This is a genomic window from Myroides odoratimimus (assembly GCF_030326305.1).
Classification (GTDB): domain Bacteria; phylum Bacteroidota; class Bacteroidia; order Flavobacteriales; family Flavobacteriaceae; genus Flavobacterium; species Flavobacterium odoratimimum_A.
The window spans coordinates 373,585-375,407 of record NZ_JACAKB010000001.1; the positions used below are offsets into that span (position 1 = coordinate 373,585).

Sequence of the window (1,823 nt, forward strand, 5' to 3'; positions counted from 1 at the left end):
AAAGGTGCCTTAGCTCAGTTGGTAGAGCAATGGACTGAAAATCCATGTGTCCCTGGTTCGATTCCTGGAGGCACCACAAAAACCACTACTTACTGTAGTGGTTTTTTTTTGCATTAAATGAAGAAAATAAAGGATCAGTGACAAAAGTTGGGATCAGTGACAAAAGTTGGGGATTACGCAAAAAGTTTAGTTAATCTGAATAGGAAAAACTTCTTATTTCTAACAATTATCTACATTATACAGAAATATAAATACAGATTGTTCGGGAATTTATTAGGCAGTCTTTGGATGTTCTTCGGAAAACTGCCCCTCAGTCCGAACAAATACTGAACTCTTCCGAAGGGCTTCCGAAGAAATGGGTTTGCTTAAAACGCTTGTTTGTTGATTTTCAATTATTTGAATTTTAAAAAGTGGAAATAAATGGACTTTTTTGGAAATATTAAGAAGTATTTGGAAAAAAATGGAAGAAAAAGGAAAAAAGTGGAAGTAAATCGGTTTTGTACTTTTATGTCTTTATAAATTTGTAATCAAGGAAAGGGAGGATGAATAATAATAAGGAATCTACTAGAGATAGTTTTTTGTGTGGCTGCTAGGGGAATGCTTGAGATATTCTTGATCAATTCTTCGAGAAATACATCTTCTGGGAAAGAAAAGTCCTTGAAATCTACTAATAATCACCTAAGAAGTGCAAGTCGAATATTCTTGTCTTATTTACTAAGAGTTATCGAAATCAAAATATATATTGTTTTTTAATATTTTATCTATTCCAACAGCATATTGATACAACATTACAGTAATATGTGATTTTTTGAATAGAGTAGAAGTCTTCAAATAAAAAAGCTGAGTAACTATTATGAAAATTAAGTGTTTAATGAGCTTTAAGAAAGGATTTATTGGTAGGGTTGTTAGGGTATGGTTATGAGAAGAAGTTTCGTCAGAATGTTTGTATAGGAGTAAATAGTCGAACCTTAAAAAGTCATTTTAAACTTTAGATTGCAAAATAGTAAGTAGGTTATTGTATGAAAAGTTTCTGTAAAAAAGAGCCAAAAAGATGATTTACATTTGTTAATCACTCTTTTAAAATTAAATGCAGCTGCTGCTAACATAATATTGATATTATCTCCTACAATCCCTTTATAGAAGTTACGATTTAATCTATGATCTGTTTTAAGGTGACCTATTACAGGTTCTATTGCTGCTCTTTTTTTGTGAGCATTACTCAATTTCTTACGTTTGTAATAACTGTCTGATTTTTTAGGTGTTGATGGAATCAGAATTTCTGTTTCTCCTACCTGTTTTTTACCTTTATAACCACGATCAACTTTTGCGATTTTAGGAGCTTTACCTGTTAGTTTTTTTACCTGCTCTAATACAGCTTCTAAGGTGTTACCATCATATTCATTACGGAATCCCAGTGCTCCTACTATTACTCCTGAGTCTGTTTTTACAAATGAGGCCTTATTGTCAAATTCATACTTCTTATGTTCTTTGCCTTTTGAGATACAGCATACTGCTTGTTCATGTAAGGAGTAAATTTTGTTCTTTGAATTCCTAGTTTGGGACAGCACTTGTTGATACATTTCTAATTCTTTATGATGTACTGAATCAGGCGCTAATTTTCTCTGAAGTTCTCTTACAAGTCGTCCTACTATTGTTTTTACTTTCCTGTCAGCTTTCCTTGCTTTTGCACCATTTTTAGGGTAATTTCTAAAACGCTGAGATATGGATAACTTCTTTAAATTTCGGGTATAAGTCTGTCTGACTTTTACGTTTTCTTGTTCTGCTATTTGCTTGCATTTTTTTATAATCTTATTGTGAAGCTT

General features: G+C 32.1%; 1 protein-coding gene and 1 tRNA gene. One reads left to right on the forward strand and one right to left on the reverse strand.

Features of this window, described 5'->3' with window-relative positions; translation table 11 throughout:
• The first annotated feature begins 3 nt into the window (after positions 1 to 3).
• Positions 4 to 76: transfer RNA gene (locus HX049_RS01655), tRNA-Phe, on the forward strand.
• 892 nt (positions 77 to 968) lie between these two features.
• Here HX049_RS01655 and HX049_RS01660 read toward each other — a convergent pair.
• Positions 969 to 1,823, reverse strand: an 855-nt coding sequence (locus tag HX049_RS01660; protein ID WP_286413559.1) for a transposase, incomplete at its 5' end; no start/stop codon positions are given.